Source organism: Kutzneria sp. CA-103260, assembly GCF_018263855.1.
In the GTDB taxonomy this organism is placed as follows: domain Bacteria; phylum Actinomycetota; class Actinomycetes; order Mycobacteriales; family Pseudonocardiaceae; genus Kutzneria.
In genome coordinates this window covers 8,721,571-8,746,026 of sequence record NZ_CP073318.1, presented here as the reverse complement: position 1 = coordinate 8,746,026, position 24,456 = coordinate 8,721,571, and the positions used below count along the sequence as shown (strand labels likewise).

Below are 24,456 nucleotides of genomic sequence, written 5' to 3'. Positions count from 1 at the left end.
GGAACCCATGCGCGTAGTGATCGCCGGCGGACACGGCCAGATAGCCCTTGAGCTGGAGCGACTGCTCTCCGCCCGAGGCGACAGTCCGGTCGGGTTGGTGCGTAACCCCGCCCACGCCGACGACCTGGCCGCCGCCGGGGCCGAAGCGGTGGTGTGCGACCTCGAGTCCGCCACCGTCGACGAGCTCGCCGGTCACCTCAAGAACGCCGACGCCGTCGTCTTCTCCGCCGGTGCCGGACCCAACAGCGGCACCGCCCGCAAGGACACCGTCGACCGGGCCGCCGCCGTGCTGCTCGCCGACGCCGCTGCCCTCGCCGGCATCCGTCGCTACCTGCTCGTGAGCTCCATGGGCGTCGGCCGACCGCTTGCCGCCGGCTCCGACGACTCGTGGGCCGCCTACATGGCCGCCAAGACCGCCGCCGAGGACGCGGTCCGCGGCTACGACCTCGACTGGACGGTGCTGCGTCCCGGTGGCCTCACCAACGACGCGCCCACCGGTCGGGTCCGGTTGGAGACCCCGTCCACCATGCGCGGCACGGTGACCCGGGCCGACGTCGCCGCCGTGCTGCTCGCCCTGCTCGACGCCCCGGCCACCGCCGGCCTCACCCTGGAACTCATCGCCGGCGATCACCCGATCACCGACGCGGTCGCCGCCCTGAGCTGACCCCACCACCCCTGCCGTCCGCTCAGGGCCAATCGCCCCCGTCGCGACCCAACACAGGCCCCCGCCCAACCCGGGGGGCGACCCCGCTGCCAGCCTAATCCGGGCGGGGTGGTGTTGATCTTCACGGTGGGTCGCCTGTGGATAACTCGGGCAGTTGTGGACAAGCGTTTGCGGGAGCTGTGAGCTGCGACGATGGGACGCGACGAAGGGCTTACGGGGCGGGTTGCCCCCATGACCGAATGTCACGGGGCGCCGAGAACCTGGTCCAGGTAGGCGTTGCGGAACACGCCGTTCGGGTCGACCTTGGACCGCACCGAGCGGAACTCCTCGAAGCGGGGATAGCGCTCGGCCAGGACCGAGGCGTCGAGGGTGTGCATCTTGCCCCAGTGCGGCCGTCCGCCGACGGCGCCGGCGATCTTCTCGAAACAGTCGAAGTACTCCCGGAACGGCATGCCGACGTACTGGTGGATGGCGATGTAGGCGCTGTCCCGGCCGTAGGCGGTGGACAGCGGGATGTCGTCGGCGGCGGCCACGCGGACCTCGACGGGCACGATCACCGGGTGTCGCAGACGAGGGATGGCGGAGCGGAACTCGCGGAGCACGTCGTGCAGTGATTCACGTGGAACCGCGTACTCGGTCTCCACGAACCGGACCCGCCGCGGCGTGGTGAAGACCCGGAACGACTGGTCGCTGTACGAGCGTTCGGACCAGAGGGACGCGCAGAACCGGTTGAGGGTGGGAACGACGGCGGGGGCAGCCCGGCCGAGCTTGCAGACCAGGCCGAAGGCGGCGTTCTCCATGACCTCGTACTCGTAGAACTGTCGAGCCCGGGACAGCGGAGCGGGCGTGACGTCGGCGGGCAGTCGGACGTTGTGCTTGACCTGCACCCGGTCGCTGTGCGGAAACCAGTGGAACTCGACATGGTCCTCGGACGCGGTCATGCCGTCGAACCGCTCCAGGATCCCGTCCAACGGCTGCGGGAACTCCCGAGCCTGCAGCACGAACGCGGGCACACACTGAAGAGTGACGGTGCTGATCACGCCCAGGGCGCCGAGACCGACCCGGGCCACGCTGAACAGATCGGGGCGCTCGTCGGGGGAGCAGGTCACGACCGAACCGTCGGCGAGCACCAGCTCCAAGGCCTTGACCTGGGTGGACAGCCCGCCGAGCTGGGCGCCGGTGCCATGGGTGCCGGTGGAGATGGCGCCGGAAATGGTCTGGGCGTCGATGTCGCCGAGATTGGCCATGGCCAACCCGAGACGGTGCAGTTCGACGTTCAACCGGTGCAGTGGCGTGCCGGACCGCACCGTGACCAGGCCCTTCTCCAGGTCGGCGTGGACGATGCCGGACCACTCGGCCAGGTCGATGGCCACGCCGTCGGTGGCGGCGATGCTGGTGAACGAGTGCCCACTGCCGCGCGGCCGAACGGTGAAGCCGTCCCGGGCCGCGACCGTCACAGCGTCGGCGATCTCGCCCACATCGCGCGGACGAGCCACGTGCACCGGCTGTGAGCGCGCGGTGCCCGCCCAGTTCCGCCACTGCGCCGGGCGTGCCGTGTCGCTACCCAACCGGAGCCGTCCGACCATCGCTGTCCTCCGCGAACCTGTGATGCGCTGCACACAAGCTAGGTGAAAAGTATTCACATTTCAATGCGTTCCGACGTACCGTTCAACTGTGTCACCGCAGCAGCAGCGCGTCCGGTTCGACTCCGCGACCGAGGGCTTCGACGCTCCCTTCGCCCTGGTCGACCTCGACGCCTTCGATCACAACGCCACCGAGCTGGTGCGACGGGCCGGCGGCACGCCGATCCGCGTCGCCAGCAAGTCCGTGCGCTGCCGTGCGCTGCTCGAACGGGTGCTGGCGGTGCCGGGCTACGCCGGCCTGATGACCTACTCGCTCGCCGAGGCGATGTGGCTGTTCGCCGAGGGCACGTGCGAGGACCTGCTGGTCGGCTACCCGACAACTGACCGCGCGACGTTGCAGAAGCTGGCCGTCGACGAGGCGGCGCGCAAGGCCATCACGATCATGGTCGACTCGGTCGACCACCTCGATCTGGTCGACGACGCGCTCGGCCCGGGCCACCCGGACATCCGGGTCTGCCTAGAGCTCGACGCCTCCTGGCGACCGCTCAACGGATCACGCCGGCTGCACGTCGGCCCGCTGCGCTCGCCGGTGCACACCGCAGCCCAGGCCGCGGCGCTGACCAGGCGAATCGTCGACCGGCCGGGCTTCACGCTGGTCGGCATCATGGCCTACGAGGGGCAGATCGCCGGCATCGGCGACGCCCCGCCCGGCAATCCGCTGCGCGGCGTGGCGGTGCGCTGGATGCAGGGCAAGTCGGCGGCCGAGCTGGCCGAGCGGCGGGCGGCGGTGGTCGCGGCGGTCCGCGCGCTGGCGCCGCTGGAGTTCGTCAACGGCGGCGGCACCGGCAGCCTGGAACTGACCTCCGCCGAGCAGGCGGTCACCGAGGTCGCGGCCGGATCCGGCCTGCTGGGACCGACGCTGTTCGACGGCTACCGATCGTTCCAGCCCAGGCCGGCCGCCCTGTTCGCGCTGCCGGTGGTGCGCCGTCCCGGCCCGAACACGGCCACCCTGTTCACCGGTGGCTACCCGGCGTCCGGGCCGATCGGCGAGGACCGGCTGCCGTCCCCGTACCTGCCGGCCGGGCTGAAGCTGACCAAGCTGGAAGCCGCCGGCGAGGTGCAGACCCCGGTCACCGGCAAGGCCGCCGACCGGCTGCGGGTCGGGGACCGGGTCTGGATGCGGCACGCCAAGGCCGGCGAGCTGGCCGAGCGGTTCCGCGAGTTCCACCTGGTCCGGGGCTATCAGGTGGAGCGGACGGCCCCCACCTACCGAGGTGAGGGCCAGGCGTTCGGCTGATCTACTCCGGATCACCCAGTCGGGTCGACAGGTAGCCCTTGATCAGGGCCTTGGCCTCGTCGACCACGATCTGGTCGCCGCTGTCGTTGCGGCGGAAGGCGAACTTCAGCACGCCGTCCGCCGCCTCGATGGCCACCGCGACCGGCAGCTGGAGTTCGGCCATCGAGCGGCCGAACCGCTCGGAGATCAGCGAGGCCAACCCCTCGGCGATCACCGCGTTGTTGTCCTTGCCGTCGTCGAGTAGCCGGGTGTCCACCACGTCGCCGAAGTGCAACCGGCTGAACGCCGGCACCGTGCGGTGCATTTCCACGTACACGTCGAACATCGAGTCGACGGCGTCCCACCAGTGCTCCAGCTCGGCCGAGTCGAAGCGCTGCACCACGTTGGCCATGAAGCGTTCCAGGTTGCGCAGGGTCAGCGCCTGCACCACCGCGCGCTTGTCCGGGAAGAACTGGTAGAGCGAGCCGACCGCGACGCCAGCCCGCTCGGCGATCAGCGTGGTCGTCACGCCGTCATAGCCCAACTCCTCGATCAGCGAGGCGCACGCCTCGAGCATGCGTTCCACCCGCTGAGCGCTGCGTTGCTGGACGGGCTTGCGACGCAGCGGACCCACGTCGGTGGTCAGGTCGGCGGACACTCGGACTCCTTGGCTGGCGGCTGTGGCAGGCATTCTCGCCTGTGACGGGTGAGGGCACTTCCCTGTGACCCCGCACACGCCTAGTATCCGAACAAATTTCACGTCTACTCGGCGGTAGTGCAAGTCTCGAAGGTGGTGCCATGAGCGAGCCCGTCCTCCCATCCTTCCCCGAGGACTTCCTCTGGGGTGTCTCCACCTCGGCGTATCAGGTCGAGGGGGCCGTCTCTGAGGGTGGCAGGGGCAGGTCGGTCTGGGACACGTTCTGCGAGACACCCGATCGGGTGTTCTCCGGGCACAGCGGCAAGATCGCCTGCGACCACTACCACCGTTACCCCGAGGACGTCGGCCTGCTGCGCGACCTCGGTGTCGGCGCGTACCGATTCTCGATCGCCTGGCCGCGAGTGCAACCCGAAGGCACGGGCGCCGTCAACCCCGAGGGCCTCGATTTCTACGACCGGCTGGTGGACGCGCTGTGCGAGGCCGGCATCACGCCGGTGGCCACCGTCTACCACTGGGACACCCCGCAGGCCGTCGAGGACGCCGGCGGCTGGCTCAACCGGGACACCGCCAAGCACTTCGCCGAGTACGCCGCGATCGTCGGGGCCAAGCTGGCCGACCGGGTGCCGACCTGGATCCCGATCAACGAGCCGATGGTCACCACGGTCTACGGCTACGGCATCGGCGAGTACGCGCCAGGCCAGTTCCTGCTGATGGACGCCATCCCGACCGCGCACCACCAGAACCTCGCGCACGGCCTGGCCGTGCAGGCGCTGCGGGCGGTGGGAGCCAAGCAGATCGGCACCGCCAACAACCATGGCCCGATCTGGCCGGCCACCGACAAGCTCGCCGACCGCCAGGCCGCCGACCGGGCCAGCGACCTGCTCAACTGGCTGTACGCCGACCCGGTGCTGGCCGGCGCCTACCCCGAGTCGATGCACCGGTACCTGCCGGCCGGCTTCGCCGACGACCTGCCGGCGATCAACGCCCCGCTCGACTTCTACGGCGTCAACTACTACGAGCCGACCCAGGTGTCCGCGCCGTCGGAGGGCAACCCCTTGCCGTTCGACCTGGGCCAGGTCGAGGGTTACCCGATGACCACCAACGGGTCCCCGGTGGTGCCGGACGGCCTGCGCCAGTTCCTGCTCCAGTTGCGCGACCGGCACGGCGACCGGCTGCCGCCGGTGCAGATCACCGAGAACGGGTGCAGCTTCGACGGCATCGAGGACCGGGCCCGCATCGAGTTCATCGCCGAGCACCTGCGCGCGCTGCGGCTGGCCATGCACGAGGGCGTGGACGTGCGCGGCTACTTCGTGTGGTCGCTGCTGGACAACTTCGAGTGGTCCAAGGGCTACCAGCCCCGGTTCGGCCTGGTCCACGTCGACTACGAGACGCTGCGGCGCACGCCCAAGGCGTCCTTCACCTGGTTCCGCGAACTGATCAGAGGTGAGCACTGATGGCACAGGCCGCCGAGGTCGACGGGGCCGGACCGTTCGACGACAAACCGGGTGCGCTCGCCGAACCTGTGATCAAAGTCCGCGGCGGCTGGACCACGCTGCTGTTCCTGGCCAACCTCGGCTTGTGGCTGGGGATCTACGCGCCGATCCAGGTGTTGCTGCCCGAACAGGCCCAACTGCTGGCCAGCGCCGACAAGGAAGCGGTGTTCAGCCTGGTCACGGGCATCGGCGCGGTGGTCGCGCTGATCGCCAACCCGGTGATCGGCGCGCTGTCGGACCGCACCTGCTCGCGGTTCGGGCGGCGGCACCCGTGGACGCTGGCCGGCTCGGTGCTGGGCGGGGTCGGCTTGGCGGTGCTCGCGGTCGCGCCGAACGTCGTGATCATGATCATCGGCTGGTCGCTGGTGCAGGCCGGGTTGAACGGCATGCTGGCCAGCCTCACCTCGGCGTTGCCCGACCGGGTGCCGGTCGAGCAGCGGGCCGAGGTCGGCGGCTTCATCGGCATCAGCCAGATGCTGGGCACGGTCGCCGGCGCCGCCCTGGTCTCGGTGGTGATCACCAGCCTGGCCGGCGGCTATGTGGCCTGCGCGGTGCTGGTGGTGCTGGGCGCGCTGGCCTTCGTCCGGTTCACGCCGGACGCCGTGCTGCCGCGGCGGTTCCGGCCCGGCGGCGGCCTGCGGCAGATGGTCGGCGCACTGTGGATCTCCCCGGTCAAGCACCCCGACTTCGGCTGGGGCTGGGGCACCCACTTCATGGTCAACCTGGGCAACGCGCTGGGCACCCTGTACCTGCTGTACTTCCTGGCCGACGCGGTGCACTACCAGGGCGACCCGGTGGACGGGCTGCTCATCCTGATGGTGCTGTACGGCATCGCGCTGACCATCGGCGCGCTGGTCGCGGGCAAGATGTCGGACAGCTCGGGCCGCCGCAAGCCGTACGTGGTCGCCTCCGCGGTGGTGATGGCCGCCGCCGCGATCATCCTGGCCGTCTCGCCGACCTGGATCGCCGCGCTCGTCGCCGCCCCGCTGCTCGGCATCGGCTTCGGCGTCTACTGGGCGGTCGCGCTGGCCGTGCTCACCCAGGTGCTGCCGGCCGCCTCGAACCGGGCCAAGGACGTCGGCGTGATCAACATCGCCAACTCGTTGCCGCAGGTCATCGCCCCCGTGGTGGCCGGCCTGGCCCTCCAGATGGCCGCCGGCGGCTACGCCGCCCTGTTCATCCTGTCGGCGATCGCCACCGTGGCCGGCGGCATCATGGTGACCAGAATCAAGTCCGTGAGCTGAGATCCACCGCGAGCGGGGAGACGACCGCCAACCTACGCGAGGCCCCGCCGCTGTTTCGCACGGTTGCTGGATTTTTCGAGGGCCGCCACCCGACGCGCCCCACCACCTGGCCGACGCGGCGCTCGAAAAATCCAGCAAGGGCGAGACGGCGGCTACCCGGGGGCCGAGCCGCGACGCCGAAGGCGGCGCCAAAAACACAGACCGGTTGGGGTGCCTGTCCGGGGAAAACAGGCACCCCAACCGGGGTTGGTGGCCGCGGACCGTCGCCGGTTCGGGGTTGGGCCCCCAGAATCTGGCTCTGCGGGCGCCACTCAGCGCCGGCCCGCGGAAATCTGTGGAGTTATCTGGCCAGCGACCCGGTACGTCGCGGTCGGGGGTTCGGACGTCCCCGGGTCGCCGGCCGGTGGCGGAGGATCAGCGTTCCCGGGTCGGGGTTTCCGGGACGCCGACGCCGCCAGCTAGTGGGCCACCGCTACGGAGCGGTGACGGGACCCGCGCGGCGCCGGTGCGGGCTGCTGCGGGGTGAGCATGTGTCGGGCCGGTCGCGGCGCGAGTCCGCCGGCGACCAGGTGTTCGTAGGCGGCGCGCCACACCGCGCAGGGCGACTTCTGCTGCCGCCAGCGGGTGGAGCACTCCGGGCAGTTGCCCTTCTCGTCGGGTTCGTGCGCGGCCAGCAGGGCTCGCCAGCCGTCGGTCAGGCGGGGCAGCTCGGAGCGTGCGACGGAGAGCAGGGACGGCGCGTCCGCCCGGTTGGCCAGCTCGGACAGCATGTCCAAGCGTTCCCACACGGCGTTGCGGAGCACCTGGCCGAGTATCTCGTCCACCTGTACGTCACCGTCACCTTTCCGCCTGGTCGGCGGCCTCGCGCAGGACCGTCCGCAGCTGGCCGAGCTGGCCTGCGGACAGGACCGCGGTCTCCCCAGGAGGGCCCATCAGGACCACCCTGCCCTTGTCCACCACAACGGTGAGGCACCGTTCCCGGTTCACCACATCGCGGCAGTGGATCTGCCATGCGCGCCGCCCGTCGGACCAGCCCGCAGCCTGCTCGGCGAGGGTCTCCCGGGTCATCCCCTGGACTCGTCCGATCAGTTCCACTTGCTGTGTCCCTCCGTGTGCGGCCGCTTACGGAAAACTAGATTGCGCGTACATCAAACGTTGTGGGGCGTCACAGCGCTGATCGGTGGGAGCGGCACGATGAACGGTCACCGGGGTTCGGTGCGACCGATCAGCCTCGCCGATCAGCCCTTCTCGGCCGGGCGGAGCAGCCCTTACTCTTCGAATGACGCCCAACGGACCGTGAGGGGGCGCAATTGAACACCGTCGGTTCCCAGAGCTCGCCCGTTACGCCGGACAACTGGGAGCGCCAGGAGATGCGCGACGCGCTGGCCAACCGAGACGTGAGCTCGGTGTACCGGCAGCTGCGCCGCGTTGGCGTGTCCCAGCGGCAGATCGCCGCGCTGACCGGCCAGTCCCAGTCCGAGGTCTCGGAGATCCTCAAGGGTCGCCAGGTCATGGCCTACGACGTGCTGGCCCGCATTGCCGACGGGCTCGGCGTGCCTCGCGGCTACATGGGCCTGGCCTACGACGAGACGACGGCCCTCAAGGTCGCCGGCTCGGTCGATGAGGCCGAGCAGCGGGAGGACGAGGAGGTCAAGCGGCGGCGCTTCCTGCAGCACGCGGCCTCCGTCACGATGGGCGCCCAGGTGCTGGGTCCGGACAGCGGAGCCTGGGTGCCGACCGCGGCCCAGACGCCGACGCCGAACCGGATCGGCACCACCGACGTGCGGCAGATCGAGGCCGCGACCAGGGCGTTGCGCTCGCTGGACTACCAGTACGGCGGCGGGTTCTGCCGGGACGCGGTGGTCGCCCAGCTGTCCTGGACCCGCCAGCTGCTGGAGGTGGAGGCGGCCGAGCCGGTGAAGCACCGGCTGTTCAAGGCGGTCGCCGACATGCACAGCCTGGCCGGCTGGACCTCGTTCGACACCGGCCTGCTGGACTCGGCCCGCACGCACTTCGCCAAGGCGCTGGAGCTGGCCAAGATGGGCGGCGACAACGGCCTGGTGGCCAACATCCTGTACCGGATGGGCCGGGTCTACCTGCACAACGACGCCGCCGGCGAGGCGCTGAAGATGTTCCAGCTGGGCCAGATCGCCGCCCAGGAGTCCGGCTCCGCGCTCACCGTCGCGGTGCTGTGCGCCAACGAGGCGTGGGCCTACGGCATGCTGGACCGGCCCGACCAGGTGCAGCGCATGATCAGCCGCACCCGCGACGAGTTCGAGCGGGCGCAGAGCGAGGAAGCGCCCAGCTGGGTCAAGTTCTTCGACGTCAACGACCTGCACGGGATGATCGGCTCGGCCCTGTCGGCGCTGAGCAAGTTCGACGACAACCGGGTCAAGTACGCGCCGCTCGCGGTGAACGAGCTGATCAAGTGCACCGAGGGCTACGAGAGCAACATGCAACGAACCCACGTCTTCGGGCTCTCCATGTTGGCGGAGAACCACATGCGCGTCGGCGACGTGGACCAGGGCGTGAAGATCGGCCACAGCGCCATGAAGCTGGGCGAGTCGATCAAGTCCAAGCGGATCGCGGACCGGCTGATGCCGCTCCAGATCGAGGCCGCTCGACGCAAGAACAACTCGGCGGCGCTCGACCTCGCCGAGCGGATCAAGGTGTATCGGACGGTATGACCAAGTGACTGCCTCGTTGTCGGACGGACGCTCCACCGCGGATCGGCTACGTGCCGTCCTCGGTCAGGCGTGCGCGGAAGTCGGGCTGGACGCGACCGGTGCAGAACTGATCCGGTTCGTGAACAACGCTGTCTTCCGGCTGGCCCGCCACCCGGTCGTGGTGCGGATCGTGCTCACCCCGGGCCTTCGGCACCGGGCCGACAACGTGGTGAACGCCGCCCAGCTGCTGTCCGACTACGGCGTGCCGGCCGTCGAGCTGCTGCCCGACGTGCGCCAGCCGCTGCACATCGGCGAGCACTCGCTGACCTTCTGGCAGGAGGTGCCCGACACCGGCGACGAGCCGACCGCCGTCGAGCTGGCCGACCTGCTGCGGCAGATGCACGAGATCCCGGTCGAGGACGCCAACCTGCCGGAGTGGAACCCGATCGACGACCTGCGCCGGCGGATCCGCGACGCCGAGGGCTGGGACCCCGACGACGTGGAGTTCCTGCTGCGCCGGTGCGACGACGTGGAGACCCGGCTGGCCGAGGTGCGCTACGAGCTGCCGCCGGGCGTGGTGCACGGCGACGCGCACCTGGGCAACCTGATCACCACCCCGGGCGGCACGGTGCTGTGCGACTTCGACACCACCTGCGTCGGGCCGCGCGAGTGGGACCTGGTGCCGATCGCCGTCGGCCAGCTGCGCTTCCACCACACCGTGAACAAGCACGCGATCCTGGCCGAGGCCTACGGCTTCGACGTCACCCGGTGGGATGGTTTCGCCGTGCTGCGCGAGGTGCGTGAGCTCAAGCTCACCGCCGCCGTGCTGCCGATTGCCCGCAGCAACCCCAACATCCGCTCCGAGCTGCGCCGCCGACTTCGCTCGGTTCGTGTCGGCGACACCTTCACCAGGTGGGTCCCTTACCGGTAGCGTCACATCCCGGTAACGCGGTGCCGGACCGGTACGACGTCACAGGCATCGTGTAGTGGGCGACGCTGTGAGGTGGACTGCGACGGTGAAGGGCCAGGCGGGGACGCGCATGTTCGCGTGGCGGGGGTGGCGCACCCGGCGTGCGCTGCGTACGGCGCAACTGCTCGACGAGGTCGTCGACAGTCAGTTGCCGCTGCTCACCGCGCTGCCCGAGGGCCGCCGCCGCCGTTCCGCCGACTACCTCGCCGAACTGGTCATGCTGTCCCAGGCCTACCGGCACTACGCCGCCGGCTGGATCGACCGCCGCGAGCTCGACCGCCGTGGGCACGGTGTGCTCGACCGGCTCGGCGAGCTGCGGGCCACGCCGTCCGCCGCCTTCACTGAGCGCGACTGAGATCCGCCCGGGCCTTGTCGATCAGGTCGGCCCGGCCCGTTTCGAGTCCGTACAGGCCGCTGATCACCGGTTCGAGTGACGCGCGCAGCGCGATGTGCTCCCGCATGCCCGGCCAGACGTGCCCGCCGTGCCGTTCGTAGTCGGCCAGCAGCCGCTCGAAGACCGCCGGCGACAGATAGGCGTACGGGTCCACGAAGTCCATCGACGGGTCGCTGATCGTCGCGTCCGCCCAGTCGATCAGCCCCACCAGCCGGCCGCCGTCGACCAGCAGGTGCTGCGGGTGCAGGTCGCCCCGGGCCAGCACCATGGCCCGCGGCCAGCGGCCGGTCGCGTCCAGCCAGTCCTGCCAGCGGCGCAGCCGCTCGTCCGCGATGACGTATTCGGCCCGCGCCTGCTCCACCAGGTCGGCGATCCACTGCCGCTGCCGGTCGGGATCGAACACGGGGACGCCAAGCGCTTGCGCCGGCTCGGTCGGCAGGGCGTGCAGGATCGCGATGGTGCGTCCGAGCAGGTCGTCGGTCGGTGACCAGAACTCGTCGGCCTGCACACCCGGCAGCCGCGGGTAGGCGATCAGCGTGTCGGTGCTGATCCGCCAGTCCGGGACCGCGACCGGCAGCAGCGGCCGGACGTGGTCGAGCAGCCGCCCCTCGGCCGGCAGATAGAGGCCGTCGGTGTGGCGGGGCGCCCGCAGGATCCATCTCGTGCCGTCGACCGCGGTCGCGTGCAGCACCAGGTAGTCCCAGCCGGACTGGTCGACCTCGTGCTGATCCAGCAGGTCGAGGCCGTTTTCCTTGGCCTCGCGGAGCATCGACTCGGCTGAGGGGGACACACGATCCACGCTATCGGGCTCTGGCAATCGAGTTACCGAAAGGTATTCTTACTGCCAGTAGGTTATCGGGAGGTGGGTCTGGTGAGCCTGGCTTACGACCGCGTCGGTTCCGGCGCTCCGCTCGTCCTGCTGCACGGCGTCACCCATCGGCGGCAGGCCTGGGCACCGGTGGTGGACCTGCTCAGTCCGCACCGCGAGGTGATCCTCATCGACCTGCCCGGGCACGGTGAGTCCGGGCCGCTGGCCCGGGACGGCCGCACCGCCCTGGCTCAGACCCTCGACGAGCTGGTCCAGCTGTTCGATCGGATCGGCGTGCCCCGCCCGCACGTCGCCGGCAACTCGCTCGGCGGCCGCCTGGCCCTGGAGTTGGCCGCGCTGGGCGCCGTCCGCTCGGTGACCGCGCTGTCGCCCGCCGGCTTCTGGCGCGCCAACTGGGACTTCGCCTACACCCGGGCCGTGTTCGGCACCATGCGCGGCATCGGCCGGGCCCTCGAACCGGCCGTGCCCCGGCTCGTGCATCACACCGCCGGCCGCGGGCTGATGTACGCCGCCATCGTCGCTCGCCCCAGCCGGCTCGAACCCGGCCAGGCCCTCGGCGACTTCGAGGCGTTCAAGATCGCCTGGCCCTCGTACAAGCTCATCGTGCGGGAGGGCACCCCGTTCGCCGAGCAGATCCCCGACGACATCCCGATCACCGTCGCCTGGGGCACCAAGGACGCCATGCTGCCGCCCTACCAGGCCAAACGTGCCCGCCGGGCGCTGCCCGACGCCCGGCACCTGTCGCTGCCCGGCTGCGGTCACGTGCCCATGAGCGACGATCCCGAGCAGGTCGCCGCCGTGCTGCTGGCCGGCAGCGCCGCCTGAGTCCCTGCTATCCGGGATGACGGCCGCCGCCGGCGATTTATGATCCGTTCCGGGGAGGCCGGCATGGACGTGGAGACAGTCACGGAACTGGAGAAGACGGTCGAGAAGTGCCGGGCGCGGGCGGCCGAGGACCCGGCGCACCTGGCTGACCTCGCCACGGCCCTGACCGCACTGGGCGTCGCCTACCACGATCACGCCCGCTATCCCGACGCCGTTGCCCTGACCGAGGAAGCCGTGGAGACCTGGCGGCTCGTCGCCGCCGACGATCCCGGCCAGCGTGGCGGATTGGCCGTCGCGCTGGCCACCCTGAGCGGCTACTACATCGAGATCGGTCTGGACGAGGAGGCGGAGGCCGCCGCCCGGGAAGCCGCCGAGCTCTAGGCCCACGTGCGGAAGCGGGCCCGCCTGCGCGGGGGCTTTGCTGGGGAGTGCGCAGACGGGCCCGAGTCGTCGACCAGAACGGGGAACTCTCGGTCGACGGTCCACCTCGCCATGGCAACACGATCAAGCGGCATGGGGTGTGCCGCTGATCGTGGATCACGCTGACTGTGGAGGCGGGACCTGGAGACGCGACCGCGACGGCGCGCACCAGGTGCGGCCACTGCGGACTTCTCCACTGCTCGCCTCCTCCCCCCTTGGGCGCCAGCACGAGCTCCACGGCGAGGTAACACGCCGCTTGACGCGGCCAGCCCAGCATCTCGCAGTTCCAACTCATAACAGTGTTACGAGTTGGACGAAACCCGAATGGAGCAGTCGGGACTGTGGGCAGATGCGCGCCTTGTCGCCGGTCCGTGACTGTCCCGACCGGATGTCCAGGTGTGCCTTCTGGTCGTAAGTGGCCAGTTCACGCACCTGATGATGGGGCAGGGAGGGTATTGCGGCCGACGTCTCACGGTCGCCGACAGTGACGCCGGGCCGCTGAACTGGTTACCACCACGGTATCCAGGGTGCTGGTAGCTCAGTTAGGCTCGGCGCAGGTCAGCGAACGAGGGGGCCACATGCCAAGCCGGGATGCCGACGGCGAGCACGGACCGCTGGCGGCGAAGATCCACGCGCTGTTCGAGCGGCAGACGCGCCCCGTGTCCGACCATCAGCACGCGCGCGACGTGGCCGCGTCCGGCAATGCGCACGCGCCCCGCCGTCGGACGGAGTACAGCCACAGCGCGGTCGCCCGCGCGATCGGATCCACCGACACGTATGTCACCCAGCTCCGCTACGGCCAGCGGGACAACCCGAACCTCAAGCTGATCCAGCGGCTGGCCGACTTCTTCGGTGTCGACGTGATCTACCTGGTGAAGGACGAGATTCCCGTCGGCGACCTGCCGCTGTATCTCAAGCAGCGCAGCGTGCGGGACCGGGTGAACACCCTGTTCGAGAAGGTGCGCCCGGCCGGCCTGTCGAACCCCCCGTTCACCGATGACGCGGTCGCCGCCGCGATCGGCGTCGACGCGGCGCAGATCAGCCGCCTGCGGGACGGGTCCGAGGACGATCCCGGACTCAAGCTGCTGCGGGCCCTCGCGGAGTACTTCGGCGTGCCGGCCGAGTACCTCACCACCTCCGACGCCAAGGTCATCGCCCGCATCGACGAGCAGCTCGACCTGCTCGCCGACTACCTGCCGGTGGCCGCCCGCCATCTGTCGGCCCAGGTGCTGGCCGACAACGCCTCGCTCGGCGCGATCGCCGCCGTGCTCCGCCACGTGCGGACGCAGAACGCGAGGCAGACGGGCGGACCCGACTCCCCATGACCGCCGATTACTAACTTCGAACAGCCGCTCGTGGTCGTGTCACCACGAAACCCTGGGGGGATCCGTTGCGTTTCACATCGTGGTTGTCCGGACTACGCCGTCGACAACAGCTGACGAGGGCGGTGCGGAGTCTGCTCGCCGCCGTCCCCGTGGGCACCGACCTCGACGAATTCATCGCGGGACTGGCGGAATTCCGTGGCCGCCCAGTGTGTCTGATCCCGTTCTCGACCGTGGTGCCCGACGGGCCGGCGCCCTTCTCCGGACTGTGGGTGCAGGCGCCGACGCTCGACTGCGTCGTCTACGACGACACCGCGCCGCAGGCCGTCCAGCGGCAGGCCGTCTTCCACGAGGTCGCGCACATGGTCCTCGGGCATCTCTCGGCCGAGGACCTCGACGATCTCCAGTTCCGCCTGATGTCCGCCCTGCTGCCGGACCTGCACCCCGACGTGGTCCGTCGCACCGTCCGGGCCGGTCTGTGCCGGTTGAACTGCGGCGGCCAGACCGGGTACGTCGACGAGCAGGAACAGGCCGCCGAGCGGTTCGCGACCACCCTGGCCCTGCGGGTGGCGGAAACCCAGCTCATTCACCCGATCTCGCCGCCCGACCCCTCGGACCTGGCCGTGATCGCCCGGTTCACCTCGACCCTGCGTCCCGCGCGGCGGGTACGTGACCAGCCGTGAACGCGTCCCTCGCGGTGGTCGTCGGCCTGATCGCCTCGCTCATCGCGGTGATCACGGTGCTGCACCGGGTCGTCCAGGGTGGCCGCACACCGCAGTTGCGGGCGTTGGGCGCGGGGGCGGTCTTCTCCTTCGTCGCCTCGCTCGTCCGAGTTCCCGACGTGTCGGCGTTGTTGGTGTTCGGCGGCGTGAACGTCACCTGGCCGCTCGAGAACATCCTCGGCATGCTCTGCCTGTACCTCATGCTGTGCTATATGCATTTCACGGTGGACGCGTCAGCGGTCGCGGCCCGGCAGATGCTGCGCCACCTCACGGCTCTGCTGGGTGCGGGTGCGATTCTCGTTTTTCTGTTCGCGCTGGCCCCGCATTCGCGGGAATTCGATTTCGGCCCGCAGGGACGTTACACGGCGGGCGGATCACCGGACACGGTCGTCGGCCCCATAGCCTGGCTCATTCTGGCCGTCTACCTCATTTACCCGCTACAGGACCTCACTCGGGTCAGCCTGCGCTGGGCCCGCAAGGCGGCGTCGATCCGGTGGTTGTCGATCGCGCTGGGCGCCTACGCGCTGGGGGCGTTCATCTCGGCCGCGGTACAGCTCCATGTGCTCGTCTACCAGGTCGCGCTGCTGGTGCCGGACCTCGACCCGCTGCCCTGGCCGGAGGCGTCGGTGGAAGGTCCGCCGCTCGCGGTCGCCGGCGTCGGCACGATGGTCGGCCTGTGCGCGACCGGGGTCTATTCCGTGCTCATGACCAGTCCTCGCCTGCGGCCGGTCCGCGAGCTGCTGCACCACGTCCAATTGTGGTGGCAGTACCGCGTCGCCTGCTGCCGCCTGTATCCGTTGTGGTCGACGCTGTGGCAGGCGCTGCCGAGCGTTGCGCTCAGTCCGGCCAGGTCGAGAATCGCGGACTGTCTGCGGCTGCACGCGACGTGGAATCTTCATCGACGGATAATCGAGCTCGCCGACTTTCTGCAGGCGTTTCGGCGATACGTCTCCGCCGACGTGGGTGAGCTGGCGGAGAGGCTCGCCCGCGAGCGCGGTCTCGACGGCGACGACGTGGCGGCCGTCGTCGACGCCGTTGTCCTCGCGGTCGGCAGCGAGGCTTATCTGGCGAAACGGCCGATGCCCGACAGCGTCGTCGACGTCGTCGCCCGGCGGCACGCGGTCAGCGCGCTGGATCACGAGGCCCGGCACTGGTTGCTCGTCTCCGCCATGCGCTTCGGCTCGCCGGTCGTTCCCGAGGTGCTCAACGCCGTGCGCGAGCGGGTGCTCACCGCTGAAGAAGGGGATGTTTCTTGAAGGTCTTGATCGTCGGTGGCACCGGCTTCGTCGGCCATCACGTCGTGAACAAGCTCGTCGCCCTGGGACATGAGGTGTCGGTTCTCGCCCGGAGCCGGGCCGACTCCCTTTCGCCGGCGGCCACGGTGCACATCGGCGACATCCAGAAGATCTCCGACCGCGAGCTGGCCGATCTCGTCGCGGATCGCGACGGAATCGTCTACGGGGCGGCCGCGGCGGTCTACTCCCCGCTCAAGGCCGACACGTCGGCCTGCTACCGGGCCGCGAACATCGAGCCGGTGGTGCGCCTGCTGACGGCCGGCCGCAACGCGGTGTGCGACCGGGCCGTCCTGCTGGGCAGCTACTACGCGACGCTGAGCCGGCTGCATCCCGAACTCCACCTGCTCGAGGGCAGCCCGTACATCCAGAGCCGGGTCGACCAGAGCCGTCAGGCGCACCAGGCCGCCGGCGACGCCATGTCGCTGACTGTGCTCGAACTTCCCTACGTGCTCGGTGCGACACCGGGCCGACCGTCGTCCCTCGATCCCTTCGTGCAGCGGATGCTGGAGGGCAAGGACCCGCTGGTCTATCCCGGTGGAACCGCCGTCGCGGCGGTGTCCGAGGTCGCCGACGCCGCGGTGGCCGCGCTGGAGAAGCGGGTCGACGGCGACTATCCGATCGCGACCGCCAACCTGACCTGGGCGGATCTGCTTCGTCGACTCGCCGCGGCCGCCGGTTGTTCGCCCGAGCGGGTGTGGCGGCTCAGCGCCGCGGAGGTGTCTGTGCTCTTCCACCTGCGCGCGGTGCAGCGGCGTCGGCAGGGCGTTCGCCCGGGCTTCCACACCGCGAAGATCAGCCGGCTGCACGCCGCCGAGGCGTATGTGGATCTCGACGTCGCCGGCGCCGCCCTCGGCATCACCCACGCCGACGTCGACCAGGCGATCCGGGACACCGCCCTGGCCAACCTCGGGTAGGCGGGCAATCGCGGGTCAGACCACCGGGGCCCGGGTGAGCACCACCGCGAGGCCGTAGGCCAGGCCCATCACGGCGATCTCGAAGGTGAACCAGCCGGCCAGGGCCGGGATGCGCTGGTGCTGCTCGACCAGGGGCATCAGGCGGAAGCGGATGTTGGCGCCGAGCAGGCCGAGGGCGGCGAAGCAAGCGATCTTGCCGAGCACGATCCAGCCGTAGTGGGTGACGAACAGGCCGGTCCAGATGCTGACGCCGGGGGTCTCGACCAGGGTGATGGCCGCGTTGACCAGGCCGGTGACGCCGACGGCGATCAGGCAGACGGTGGCCAGCTTGGAGAACTTGGGCAGGGCCCGGGCCAGCAGGGAGCGGTTGGCCAGCAGCAGCACGCCGAGGGCGAGCAGGCCGCCGGTCCAGCCGGCGGCCGCCATGACGTGCAGCTCCATGGAGACCATGGAGAGGCCGTGCCCGCCCCAGGCCAGCCCGAAGTTGGACGCGTGGCCGGTGACGGGAATGGGCAGCAGGCCGAACACGGACAGCACGATCCGCAGCTCGGCCGGGACCTTCTCGCCGTGGCGAAGGGCCAGCACGGCGAACAGCAGATAGACCAGGGCGATCACGGCGCTGATCACCAGGGCCTGGCCGGCGCCGATGGTGGAGACGTACTCGACCACGGTGCCGACGGTGGGGATCTCGCCGGGGCGGAGGTCGGCGGCGGCGAACACCAGGGACAGCAGGGCGGTGACGGCCCACGCGGCGGAGCTGACCACGGCCGCCCGCCGGGCCAGGTTGAGCACGGGCTCGGTCTGCTTGGGACGGTCGAAGCCGAGCAGCATGGGCAGCACGCTCAGCCCGACCGTCACCAGCGCGGACACGTCGAGCAGCACCCGCACCGCGGGCAGCCCGAACCGGACCATCGCGCCGGGCTCGGCGACGCCGGGCACCGGGGTCTCGCCGGTGAGCGAGGTCCCGATCAGCGCGCCAGCCAGGGCCGCCAGCAGCAGGCCGACGGCCAGCCCGTAGTTGGGCCGCGCGATGGTCCGGGCAGTGGTCACTTCGAGCTGTCCTCCGGCGCCCGACCCATGCGCAGCGCGACGAACACGCCGGCGCCGAGCAGCACGACACCGCCGACGATCCACGGCCACACCGGCACGGAGCCGTCGGAGCCGCCGGTCGAGGCCTGGGCGTCGGAGGCGGCGGTCGGCGTCGCCGGCGTGCCGGTGCCAGCCTTGGTCAGGGTGAACTTCACCGCGCCGGACACCGGGTGGCCGTCGGCGGACAGGATCCGGTAGCCGACGGTGTACTGCCCGGCCGCGCCCAGCGGCCGCACCGGCGCGCTGATCACGTTGCTGTCCACCTTGGCCGGGCCGGCCTCCCAGCGGGTGTTGTTCGGCCCGGTCACGGTGATCACGTCGAAGTCACCCTGCTGGATGGGCAGGTCGAAGGTGAGGCTCACGGTCGACGGACCAGCCTCCATCGAGCTGCCGTCCTTCGGGTCGCTGCCGACCAGCACGTTGTGCGCGAACGCCGGCCCGGCCAGGCCGACCATTCCCGCGCCGGCCAGCAGCAGGCACGCCAGCAGCCGCTTCACTCCGACTTGCCCTCGTCTTCCTTGGCAGCAGTGACAGTCGCGGTCGCCGGTCGCCGGCTGCGCAGCACCGCGCCCACCCCGAAACCGACGCCGATGGCCCCGACCAGCAGGCCGGCGCCGCCCAGCCAGCGGGCGGTGTTGTCCGAGACCGCGGTGCTCGACGCGGTGTCGGTGACGCCGCCGGTCGCGCCCATGGCCGACATGTCCATCGCCCCGGGGGCGTTGGCCTTGGTCTGCAGCTTGATCGACGGCGACGGGTGCTCGGGCTCCTTCTGCCCGGCCGCCGGCGGCGCGTCGGTCCAGTTCACCACCACGCCGTTGTCGTAGGTCTGCACGGCCGGGAACTGGAGCTCGTCGGTGTCGTCGGGCAGCGGCCCGGCCGACACGGCGAACTCCTGGAACTCGCCGGGGTTGATCCGGGTGCCGGCGTCGGCGGTCCAGGTGATCGTCTTGACTGCCTTCTTCACGTCCAGGTTGTTCTCCTTGACCGGCGAGGGCAGCGGCTCGACGTCGATCTGGGACTTCCAGCCCGGCACCGGCCGCACCGACGCGCCCGGGATCGGGTACGAGTCGGGGAAGGTGACCTGCAGCTTCACCGTGCCGGCGTTGTCCTCCTCGTTGGGCACCCGGAAGGTGATCACCGAGTAGCTGCCCTGGACGGCGGTGGTGACGTTGGCGGTGACGTGCGCGAACGCGCCGGGGGCGGTGACCAGCGCGACGGCGCCGGCAACGGCGAGCACGCCGCCGGCGCGCAGGGCGAAGCGGGTTGTGGACATGGGTGTGTTCTCTCCTGAATGAGAAATGACTGGGGTGTGGGGGAATTCAGGAGAGAACCGGGGGGCCGCGGCGGCCGAGCGACCGACGGAACAGCACGTCGAGCACATGGTCGGCCGGTCGGAAGACGACCGGGGCGACAAGAGCCCGGTCGGGATGGGGGAAGGACGGCACGCGCGGCAGCAGCCGGCGGACCGCGCCGGCGACCGCGACGATTGCGGCGTCGGCCTTGGCCAGCAGCACGGCGGTCAGCAGCAGCGCGACCAGGTGCGCACAGGTCATCAGGCCGGAGCCGAGCACCGCGTCGCCGTGCATCACCGACAGCAGCACGTGTTGGGCGAGCTCGGCCATCCCGAGGGCGCCGATGATCGTCCAGCCGCTGCGCCAGCGGTCGGCCAGCGCCGTGCCGGCCAACGCGATGAGCAGGCTCAACGGCAGCACTGGCAGCGTCTCGGGCCAGCCGCCGCCGGCCACGCCGTGCGCCGTGATGGCCAGTGTCGTGGAGCTGACGGCCAGCATGGCGCCGCGCAGTAAGCGCACGGGGCCGGAGAGCTGCTGCCGTCGGGACACGTCGCTGAGCGTAAGGGGTGAGGGTGGCCGTTCCGAATGGTGGTTTATCGCTGCTCCATTTGGGTACCCGGTGTCATGGGTTTGTGGACGTACGTGACCGCTCGCTGGCAGGCCCTGCTGATGGACTCCTACCTGCACGCCAGCGCCGTGGTTCAGGCCACGCTGCTCGCCACCGTGCTCGGTGTGGGTCTGGGCGTCGCGGTCTATCGAAGTCCCGCCGGCTCGGCCGTGGCCACCGCGCTGACCAGCGCGATCCTGACCATTCCGTCGTTCGCGCTGCTCGGCCTGCTCATTCCGGTGCTGGGCCTGGGCGTGCCGCCGACGATGGTCGCGCTCGTGCTCTACGCGCTGCTGCCGATCGTGCGGAACACGGTGGTCGGGCTGAACGGGGTGGACCCGGCGGTGGTGGACGCGGCCCGCGGCATCGGCATGGGCCGGGTGCGCGTGCTGACGCTCGTCGAGCTGCGGCTGGCCTGGCCGGCGATCCTCGCCGGCATGCGGGTCAGCACCCAGTTGCTGATGGGCATCGCGGCCATCGCCGCGTACGTGAAGGGACCCGGCCTGGGCAACCTGATCTTCAGTGGGCTGTCCCGGGTGGGCAGCGTCAACGCCGTCGACCTCGCGCTGGTCGGCACCATCGGCGTGATCGTGATCGCATTGCTGCTGGACGGCGTGTACGTGCTCGTCGGCCGGCTGACCACATCGAGGGGCATCCGTGACTGAGCAGCAGGCCGTCGACATCGAGCTCGATAACGTCACCAAGCGCTATCCCGGCGGCAAGCAGGCGGCCGTCGAGGACTTCAGCATGACCATCGCGGCCGGCGAGATCGTGGTCTTCGTCGGGCCGTCCGGCTGCGGCAAGACCACCACCATGAAGATGATCAACCGGCTGATCGAGCCGTCCTCGGGCCGCATCACCATCGGCGGCCGGGACGCGCTCTCGCTCGACGCCGACGAGCTGCGCCGCGGCATCGGCTACGCGATCCAGCAGGCCGGCCTGTTCCCGCACCTGACCGTCGGCCAGAACATCGGTCTGGTCCCGGGCCTGCTCGGCTGGCCGAAGCCGAAGACCGCGAGCCGGGTGGAGGAGATGCTGGACCTGGTCGGGCTGGATCCGGGCGAGTTCCGCGACCGCTTCCCGCGCCAGCTGTCCGGCGGGCAGCAGCAGCGCGTCGGGGTGGCCCGGGCGCTGGCCGCCGACCCGCCGGTGCTGCTGATGGACGAGCCGTTCGGCGCGGTGGACCCGATCACCCGCGGCAATCTCCAGGACGAGCTGCTGTCGCTGCAGTCCGAGCTGCACAAGACCATCGTGTTTGTCACCCACGACTTCGACGAGGCGGTGAAGCTGGGGGACCGGATCGCCGTGCTCGGGCCCCGGTCGAGCATCCTCCAGTTCGACACCCCGGAGGCGATCCTGGCCGCCCCGGCCAACGACACCGTGGCCGGCTTCGTCGGCGCCGGGGCTTCGCTCAAGCAGCTGACGCTGCTGCGAGTCCGGGACGTCGAGTTGGACGACGCCGTGACGGCGACGCTCGACGAGCGGCCCGAGGACGTCCGGGCCCGGCTCGACGCCGCCAACCGGAAGTACGCGCTGGTGCTGGACAACCGGAAGCGGCCCAAGCGCTGGGTGCACCTGCGCGATCTCAACAACGGGCCGCTGGGCACGGTCGGCCGGCCGGTGAACGACCAGGTCAGCCGCCAGTCCACGCTCCAGGACGCGCTGGAGGCGATCCTCACCGAGGGCGGCTCGGTGCCGGTGGTCGGCACCCGCGGCGAATACGTCGGCGCGGTCGGCATCGACACCGTGATGGACGTCGTCCGCAAGCTGCGTGAGGAGCACGAGCATGCCTGACCGGGCCGATCGGATCCGGCTGTTCGCCCAGCCGGTCGTGGTGCTCGCGGTGGTCGCGGGCGTGCTGGTGTGGGAGAGCACCCGGCAGCTCGACGACATCGAGCAACGCAACATCAACTTCCCCACGCTGCTCGACCTGACCTGGCAGCACCTGCTGCTGGCGGTGGCCGTCACGGCGGTGGTGGTGCTGGTCGGCGTGCCGCTGGGCATCGTGCTGACCCGGCGCTGGGCCCGGTTCGCCGCGCCGGTCGTGCTGACCCTGGCCAACATCGGGCAGGCCGCCCCGGCGATCGGCCTGATGGTGCTGTTCTTCCTGGTCACGGCCAGCACCGGGTTCTGGATCGCGGCGCTGCCGATCGCGCTGTACTCACTGCTGCCGGTGCTGCGCAACACCATCGTCGGTATCCGGCAGGTCGACCCGACGCTGATCGAGGCCGGCCGGGGCATCGGCATGTCGCCCTCGACGGTGCTGCGGCGCATCGAGCTGCCGCTGGCCGTGCCGCTGATCCTGGCCGGCCTGCGCACCTCGCTGGTGCTGGCCGTGGGCACCGCGACGCTGGCCTTCTTCGTCGCCGGCGGCGGTCTCGGCGTGCTGATCGACACCGGCGACAAGCTGGCCCGCTACTCGGTGCTGGTGGTCGGCGCGGTGCTGGCCATGGCGCTGGCGCTGCTCGTGGACTGGCTCGGCGGGCTGGCGGAGGAGTTTCTCGGACCGAAGGGGCTGCGGTGACGAAGTTTCGGGCGAGGAAGCTGGTGGCGTTGGCCCTGGTCGGGACGCTGCTCACGGGCTGTGGGCTGAGCTCCGGCTCGACCGTGCCGGTGGCGGTCGGCCCGGGCTCGATCAAACCGGTGCTGTCCGGGGTGAAGCTGGCCGTCGGGTCCAAGGACTTCACCGAGAACATCGTGCTGGGCTATATCGCCGAGCTGGCCCTGTCGGCGGCCGGTGCGGAGATCAGCGACCTGACCAACATCCAGGGCTCCAACTCGGCCCGCAACGCCCTGCTGGCCGGCCAGATCGACATGACCTGGGAGTACACCGGCACGGCGTGGATCAGCTACCTCGGGCACAACGACGTGATCGTCGACCCGAAGGAGCAGTTCGACAAGGTGCGTGAGGCCGACAAGGCCAACGGCGTCAGCTGGGTCGCCATGTCCCCGGTCAACGACAAGTACGCCATCGCGGCCAACGCGGACGTGATCAAGAAGTACAACGTGCACACCCTGTCCGGGCTGGCCAAGGTGGACCCGTCGGCGGTGACGTTCTGCCTGGAGACCGAGTTCGCCAGCCGCAACGACGGCTTCCCGGGCATGACCAAGAAGTACGGCATCCCCTCGCAGAACGTGAAGATCCTCGGCACCGGCGCGGTCTACCAGGCCACCAAGGACGCTCAGGCCTGCAACTGGGGCGAGGTGTTCACCACCGACGCCCGCATCCTGTCGCTGGGCCTGACCGTGCTCGACGACGACCAGCACTTCTTCCCGCAGTACAACGCGGCGCTGACCGTGCGCTCCAGCGTGCTGGCCGCGCACCCGCAGATCGAGCAGGTGCTGGCCCCGGTCTCGGCCAAGCTGGACAACCAGACCATGCAGGAGCTGAACGCCCAGGTCGACGTGCAGGGCAAGGACCCGGCCGACGTCGCCCGCGACTGGCTGGTCAAGCAGGGCTTCGTGACCAGCAAGGACGTGCCCAACAGCAACGCCTAGCGAGGCGCGCTCAGCACCTGCTCGATCTGTTCCGGCGTGGGCGTGGCGCCCGGCAGCGGCTCCCGCTGCTGGGCGTCGGCCCGATAGCCGTCCAACACGAGGGCGAGCGCCCGCCGCCACAGGTTCGGGTCGATGCGCCGTGAGTGCTCCAGCACCGCGCCGACCATCTCCTGGACCAGGGGAAAGTCCTCGACGCCGACGTCCGGGCGCAGCTGCCCGGAGGCGTGTGCGCGCTCGACCAGTTCCCGCACGGCCGGGCCGATCCGGCGCTGGGCGCGCTGCGCCAGCTCGGTGGCCCGGCCGTCGCCGAGCATGAGGTCCTTCAGGCCCTTGTCGCCGGCCTGGAGCTCCAGGTTGCCGGCGAGGAACGCGCACAGGCCCTGCCACGGGTCGTCGATCTCCAGCGCCTCGTCGACCAGCGCGATGATCCGGTCCACCCGCTGGTCGAACAGCTCGTCGATGAGCTCCTGCCGGTCCGGGAAGCGCCGGTAGACGGTGCCCACGCCGACCTCGGCGGCGCGGGCGATGTCGTTGTGGGTCACGTCCAGGCCCACCTCCGCGACCAGCGCGTTCGCCGCCGCCAGGATGCGCTGGCGGTTGCGCTCGGCGTCCCGTCGCAACGGTTTCGAGGCGTCCATGGCCCCATCGTAGCTGTCAAACGGATCAGAGCTGTCCATGCGGATAGCGTCTATCCG

Annotated in this window: 27 protein-coding genes; 17 read left to right on the top strand and 10 right to left on the bottom strand. The window is 70.4% G+C overall.

Going from position 1 to position 24,456, the window contains the following annotated elements; genetic code table 11:
* Nucleotides 1-7 precede the first annotated feature (7 nt).
* Nucleotides 8-664 carry an NAD(P)H-binding protein gene (locus tag JJ691_RS38670; RefSeq protein WP_211764453.1) on the top strand — a complete coding sequence of 219 codons (657 nt, stop codon included), beginning with the start codon at nucleotides 8-10 and terminating at the stop codon, nucleotides 662-664.
* 242 nt (nucleotides 665-906) lie between these two features.
* On the opposite strand, the gene JJ691_RS38665 is transcribed toward JJ691_RS38670, so the two are convergent.
* Entirely contained in the window at nucleotides 907-2,250 is a 1,344-nt protein-coding gene (locus tag JJ691_RS38665; RefSeq protein ID WP_211764452.1) for a D-arabinono-1,4-lactone oxidase, read from the bottom strand.
* An 88-nt stretch (nucleotides 2,251-2,338) separates the two neighbouring features.
* Between JJ691_RS38665 and JJ691_RS38660 the strand changes: the two genes are divergently transcribed.
* Nucleotides 2,339-3,544 carry an amino acid deaminase/aldolase gene (locus JJ691_RS38660; protein ID WP_211764451.1) on the top strand — a complete coding sequence of 402 codons (1,206 nt, stop codon included), beginning with the start codon at nucleotides 2,339-2,341 and terminating at the stop codon, nucleotides 3,542-3,544.
* Nucleotide 3,545: 1 nt separating this feature from the next.
* Here the strand turns inward: JJ691_RS38660 and JJ691_RS38655 are convergent, their stop codons facing one another.
* Nucleotides 3,546-4,214: a TetR family transcriptional regulator gene (locus JJ691_RS38655; RefSeq protein ID WP_211764450.1), complete on the bottom strand. Its 669-nt coding sequence runs from the start codon at nucleotides 4,212-4,214 to the stop codon at nucleotides 3,546-3,548.
* A 107-nt stretch (nucleotides 4,215-4,321) separates the two neighbouring features.
* Here JJ691_RS38655 and JJ691_RS38650 point away from each other — a divergent pair, with 107 nt between their 5' ends.
* Both JJ691_RS38650 and JJ691_RS38645 read left to right on the top strand, forming a co-directional pair.
* Nucleotides 4,322-5,635, top strand: a complete 1,314-nt coding sequence (locus tag JJ691_RS38650) for a GH1 family beta-glucosidase (RefSeq protein WP_211764449.1) — start codon at nucleotides 4,322-4,324, stop codon at nucleotides 5,633-5,635.
* Entirely contained in the window at nucleotides 5,635-6,918 is a 1,284-nt protein-coding gene (locus JJ691_RS38645; protein ID WP_211764448.1) for an MFS transporter, read from the top strand. The genes JJ691_RS38650 and JJ691_RS38645 overlap by 1 nt, the downstream gene beginning before the upstream one ends.
* A gap of 458 nt (nucleotides 6,919-7,376) precedes the next feature.
* Here JJ691_RS38645 and JJ691_RS38640 read toward each other — a convergent pair whose 3' ends face one another.
* Both JJ691_RS38640 and JJ691_RS38635 read right to left on the bottom strand, forming a co-directional pair.
* A complete protein-coding gene (locus JJ691_RS38640) occupies nucleotides 7,377-7,742 on the bottom strand; it encodes a hypothetical protein (RefSeq protein WP_211764447.1) in 366 nt (121 codons plus the stop codon).
* 13 nt (nucleotides 7,743-7,755) lie between these two features.
* A complete protein-coding gene (locus tag JJ691_RS38635; protein ID WP_211764446.1) occupies nucleotides 7,756-7,986 on the bottom strand; it encodes a hypothetical protein in 231 nt (76 codons plus the stop codon).
* Nucleotides 7,987-8,288: 302 nt separating this feature from the next.
* Here JJ691_RS38635 and JJ691_RS38630 point away from each other — a divergent pair, with 302 nt between their 5' ends.
* The 3 genes from JJ691_RS38630 (at nucleotide 8,289) to JJ691_RS38620 (ending at nucleotide 10,909) form a co-directional block, all read left to right on the top strand.
* Complete coding sequence (locus JJ691_RS38630; RefSeq protein WP_211771980.1) at nucleotides 8,289-9,605, top strand: helix-turn-helix transcriptional regulator; 1,317 nt, start codon at nucleotides 8,289-8,291, stop codon at nucleotides 9,603-9,605.
* Between the two features lie 4 nt (nucleotides 9,606-9,609).
* Nucleotides 9,610-10,515 carry an aminoglycoside phosphotransferase family protein gene (locus tag JJ691_RS38625; RefSeq protein WP_249227285.1) on the top strand — a complete coding sequence of 302 codons (906 nt, stop codon included), beginning with the start codon at nucleotides 9,610-9,612 and terminating at the stop codon, nucleotides 10,513-10,515.
* 109 nt (nucleotides 10,516-10,624) lie between these two features.
* Nucleotides 10,625-10,909 carry a hypothetical protein gene (locus tag JJ691_RS38620; protein WP_211764445.1) on the top strand — a complete coding sequence of 95 codons (285 nt, stop codon included), beginning with the start codon at nucleotides 10,625-10,627 and terminating at the stop codon, nucleotides 10,907-10,909.
* Here JJ691_RS38620 and JJ691_RS38615 read toward each other — a convergent pair.
* Nucleotides 10,893-11,738, bottom strand: coding sequence for a macrolide 2'-phosphotransferase (locus JJ691_RS38615; protein ID WP_211764444.1), 846 nt, complete (start codon nucleotides 11,736-11,738; stop codon nucleotides 10,893-10,895). The two genes, JJ691_RS38620 and JJ691_RS38615, sit on opposite strands and share 17 nt — an antisense overlap.
* Nucleotides 11,739-11,819: 81 nt before the next feature.
* Here JJ691_RS38615 and JJ691_RS38610 point away from each other — a divergent pair, with 81 nt between their 5' ends.
* From JJ691_RS38610 to JJ691_RS38585, 6 genes are all read left to right on the top strand, one after another.
* A complete protein-coding gene (locus JJ691_RS38610) occupies nucleotides 11,820-12,602 on the top strand; it encodes an alpha/beta fold hydrolase (protein ID WP_211764443.1) in 783 nt (260 codons plus the stop codon).
* Nucleotides 12,603-12,665: 63 nt separating this feature from the next.
* A complete protein-coding gene (locus tag JJ691_RS38605) occupies nucleotides 12,666-12,983 on the top strand; it encodes a tetratricopeptide repeat protein (RefSeq protein WP_211764442.1) in 318 nt (105 codons plus the stop codon).
* A 617-nt stretch (nucleotides 12,984-13,600) separates the two neighbouring features.
* Nucleotides 13,601-14,347 carry a helix-turn-helix transcriptional regulator gene (locus tag JJ691_RS38600; protein ID WP_211764441.1) on the top strand — a complete coding sequence of 249 codons (747 nt, stop codon included), beginning with the start codon at nucleotides 13,601-13,603 and terminating at the stop codon, nucleotides 14,345-14,347.
* Between the two features lie 122 nt (nucleotides 14,348-14,469).
* Nucleotides 14,470-15,027, top strand: a complete 558-nt coding sequence (locus tag JJ691_RS38595) for a hypothetical protein (RefSeq protein ID WP_211764440.1) — start codon at nucleotides 14,470-14,472, stop codon at nucleotides 15,025-15,027.
* 14 nt (nucleotides 15,028-15,041) lie between these two features.
* Nucleotides 15,042-16,322, top strand: coding sequence for an MAB_1171c family putative transporter (locus JJ691_RS38590; protein WP_211764439.1), 1,281 nt, complete (start codon nucleotides 15,042-15,044; stop codon nucleotides 16,320-16,322).
* Nucleotides 16,319-17,275: an NAD-dependent epimerase/dehydratase family protein gene (locus JJ691_RS38585; protein ID WP_211764438.1), complete on the top strand. Its 957-nt coding sequence runs from the start codon at nucleotides 16,319-16,321 to the stop codon at nucleotides 17,273-17,275. The genes JJ691_RS38590 and JJ691_RS38585 overlap by 4 nt, the downstream gene beginning before the upstream one ends.
* A 15-nt stretch (nucleotides 17,276-17,290) precedes the next feature.
* Here the strand turns inward: JJ691_RS38585 and JJ691_RS38580 are convergent, their stop codons facing one another.
* From JJ691_RS38580 to JJ691_RS38565, 4 genes are read right to left on the bottom strand one after another with little or no spacing between them, the layout of a single operon-like run.
* The gene (locus tag JJ691_RS38580; protein ID WP_211764437.1) at nucleotides 17,291-18,325 is read right to left on the bottom strand and encodes a copper resistance D family protein; all 1,035 of its coding nucleotides are present in this window, start codon (nucleotides 18,323-18,325) and stop codon (nucleotides 17,291-17,293) included.
* Nucleotides 18,322-18,861 (bottom strand): copper resistance CopC family protein, encoded by a 540-nt coding sequence (locus JJ691_RS38575; RefSeq protein ID WP_249227284.1) that lies wholly within the window; start codon nucleotides 18,859-18,861, stop codon nucleotides 18,322-18,324. Before JJ691_RS38575 ends, JJ691_RS38580 begins: the two co-directional genes overlap by 4 nt.
* Complete coding sequence (locus JJ691_RS38570; RefSeq protein WP_211764436.1) at nucleotides 18,858-19,637, bottom strand: YcnI family copper-binding membrane protein; 780 nt, start codon at nucleotides 19,635-19,637, stop codon at nucleotides 18,858-18,860. Before JJ691_RS38570 ends, JJ691_RS38575 begins: the two co-directional genes overlap by 4 nt.
* A gap of 46 nt (nucleotides 19,638-19,683) precedes the next feature.
* Nucleotides 19,684-20,205: a hypothetical protein gene (locus JJ691_RS38565; protein WP_249227283.1), complete on the bottom strand. Its 522-nt coding sequence runs from the start codon at nucleotides 20,203-20,205 to the stop codon at nucleotides 19,684-19,686.
* Nucleotides 20,206-20,280: 75 nt separating this feature from the next.
* Here JJ691_RS38565 and JJ691_RS38560 point away from each other — a divergent pair, with 75 nt between their 5' ends.
* Genes JJ691_RS38560 through JJ691_RS38545 form a run of 4 tightly spaced genes read left to right on the top strand, consistent with a single transcriptional unit; the run spans nucleotide 20,281 to nucleotide 23,761 of the window.
* Nucleotides 20,281-20,928, top strand: coding sequence for an ABC transporter permease (locus JJ691_RS38560; protein ID WP_211764435.1), 648 nt, complete (start codon nucleotides 20,281-20,283; stop codon nucleotides 20,926-20,928).
* A complete protein-coding gene (locus JJ691_RS38555) occupies nucleotides 20,921-22,057 on the top strand; it encodes an ABC transporter ATP-binding protein (RefSeq protein ID WP_249227282.1) in 1,137 nt (378 codons plus the stop codon). The genes JJ691_RS38560 and JJ691_RS38555 overlap by 8 nt, the downstream gene beginning before the upstream one ends.
* Nucleotides 22,050-22,787: an ABC transporter permease gene (locus JJ691_RS38550; RefSeq protein ID WP_211764434.1), complete on the top strand. Its 738-nt coding sequence runs from the start codon at nucleotides 22,050-22,052 to the stop codon at nucleotides 22,785-22,787. Before JJ691_RS38555 ends, JJ691_RS38550 begins: the two co-directional genes overlap by 8 nt.
* Nucleotides 22,784-23,761 carry a glycine betaine ABC transporter substrate-binding protein gene (locus tag JJ691_RS38545; RefSeq protein ID WP_211764433.1) on the top strand — a complete coding sequence of 326 codons (978 nt, stop codon included), beginning with the start codon at nucleotides 22,784-22,786 and terminating at the stop codon, nucleotides 23,759-23,761. The genes JJ691_RS38550 and JJ691_RS38545 overlap by 4 nt, the downstream gene beginning before the upstream one ends.
* Here the strand turns inward: JJ691_RS38545 and JJ691_RS38540 are convergent.
* Complete coding sequence (locus JJ691_RS38540; RefSeq protein ID WP_211764432.1) at nucleotides 23,758-24,399, bottom strand: TetR/AcrR family transcriptional regulator; 642 nt, start codon at nucleotides 24,397-24,399, stop codon at nucleotides 23,758-23,760. The two genes, JJ691_RS38545 and JJ691_RS38540, sit on opposite strands and share 4 nt — an antisense overlap.
* Nucleotides 24,400-24,456 lie beyond the last annotated feature (57 nt).